A 1,678-nucleotide genomic window follows, 5' to 3' on the forward strand; every position below is an offset into this window, starting at 1 on the left:
CCAACCCAGCGGTGCGGTGCCGTGGGAAGCCTCGCCGTTTACGGCGAGGAGGAGGTCACTCCTCATCGATGTTTATTGGACAACCTCACGGAGAAGAGCACTGCTAATTCGCTACCCTGTACTGGGTGAGTCTACTATCGGGCAAGCAGACGATGCAATCCACGTCTACGAGGACCAGCTTTGTGAAGTACTGAAACTTACTTGTCCCATTGGGTTCTGAACACTAGAAACTCAATGGTCGAGATTCCCGATTCCCTTTGCTCTCTGTTCAGCGCCCCAGTCGAAGAGCAAAATGGAACATACGTTGTTGAAGTTCCCTCGAGTGAAGTTGATCACGAGGCGTTGTCAGCCGGCGAAACGTATCGCGTAGCGATTCTTGAGTCACCTGCCTCGACTGAATCATCGATGCAACAGGGGACACAGCAATCTCCCTCTCAGGAGACCGTGAGCCACACCCCATCGGGACCCCCTGTCGAGGAAGGCGAGGTACGTACTGTAACAATCGAGACTGTCGGCGATCAGGGCGACGGCATTGCAAAAGTCGAACGTGGCTATGTCGTGATCGTCTCTGGAGCTCAACCTGGTGACGAGCCTACCATCGAAATTGAGCAGGTTCAGAAGAACGTCGCATTTGCGAGCATCGTCGATAGCGATCCACGAGCACTGTGAAAGTCTAGCCAGATAGCCGAGAGCTTGATCTGTTCACCTAATCTGCTTACACCGGTGATTTTCTGCGCCTGAGTGGGTGAGGCGCACACTCGTGTGCCTCGAGGCCACGAATGAGTACAGATCGACCACCCGAGAGCGACCCGCATCGAGATCGACCGACAGACGAGTACACGAGCGACCGTGATCGCAGCTATCCAGGAGACATTGCCCGACTGAACGGACACGAACTCGTCGCGATCGACGAGTGGCTTCCAGGCGCGGAGCCAACACCGTACGAACTCAATCTCACTGATGGCTACGAGTATCGTACACGGTACTGGCGCTGCAGAAAGTGCAGCCAAGAACGCAACCATCGCGACGAGTTCACCACCCCCTGCGACAACCCCCAGCCGACGACTGCCCTCGAGGCAGGTGGCTACTCGATCGACGACCCACGAACTCGCCGTGCACTGAACGAACATCTGGACGTCCGCTTTGCGACAGTGGGCCCGGTCTACGAGGTCGAGAGTGAGAGCGGGAACACCTACAAGGTCGATATCGAGGCAACAACGTGTACCTGTCCTGATTTCGAGCAGCGCCAGCCAGACAACGGCTGTAAGCATCTTCGGCGTGTCGACCTCGAGATCCGGACAAGACTTGTCCCTGCGCCGGATGGCACGTTCAGCCGCTAACCGTCGAGTTATCTCGTCACGCGAGACGGTTTGTATCCCCCAGAAGGGGTGCGGGTGTTCGAAGAGAGTCTACCGCAGCAAACCATGGGCGTCACAGTAGACAAACACTGACAGACAACAGCATAGCCAAAAAATCTCACACCCCACACCTCATTTCCTGAGTCATTGTTTACCCCCCACAAGTTGATGAAACCATATAAAAAGAGATGGTTAGTCATTTGATATTGGTTCTTGACCTAAGAGGATCTCTATCATACGGTGGAAAGGATGATAGACCAGGCTTTCTGAGTTACCCACACCGGATTTCCTGAGTGTTTGAGAAAATAGGACACATGAGA

Annotated in this window: 3 protein-coding genes; all 3 read left to right on the plus strand. The window is 54.5% G+C overall.

Annotated features, from left to right (window positions below):
- Positions 1 to 220 (plus strand): hypothetical protein (locus tag ACERI1_RS18755; RefSeq protein ID WP_373619995.1); only part of this gene is annotated, 220 nt, incomplete at its 5' end.
- 14 nt (positions 221 to 234) lie between these two features.
- Complete coding sequence (locus tag ACERI1_RS18760) at positions 235 to 669, plus strand: TRAM domain-containing protein (RefSeq protein WP_373619996.1); 435 nt, start codon at positions 235 to 237, stop codon at positions 667 to 669.
- A 110-nt stretch (positions 670 to 779) separates the two neighbouring features.
- Positions 780 to 1,340, plus strand: coding sequence for a hypothetical protein (locus ACERI1_RS18765; protein WP_373619997.1), 561 nt, complete (start codon positions 780 to 782; stop codon positions 1,338 to 1,340).
- Positions 1,341 to 1,678 lie beyond the last annotated feature (338 nt).

Origin of the sequence: Natrinema sp. HArc-T2, assembly GCF_041821085.1 — an archaeon.
In the GTDB taxonomy this organism is placed as follows: Archaea; Halobacteriota; Halobacteria; order Halobacteriales; family Natrialbaceae; genus Natrinema.

Bases quoted from the DNA above. Each gene is read 5' to 3' on its own strand.
- ACERI1_RS18760 (WP_373619996.1), top strand. From the start codon at position 235: ATGGTCGAGATTCCCGATTCCCTTTGCTCTCTGTTCAGCGCCCCAGTC.
- ACERI1_RS18765 (WP_373619997.1), top strand. From the start codon at position 780: ATGAGTACAGATCGACCACCCGAGAGCGACCCGCATCGAGATCGACCG.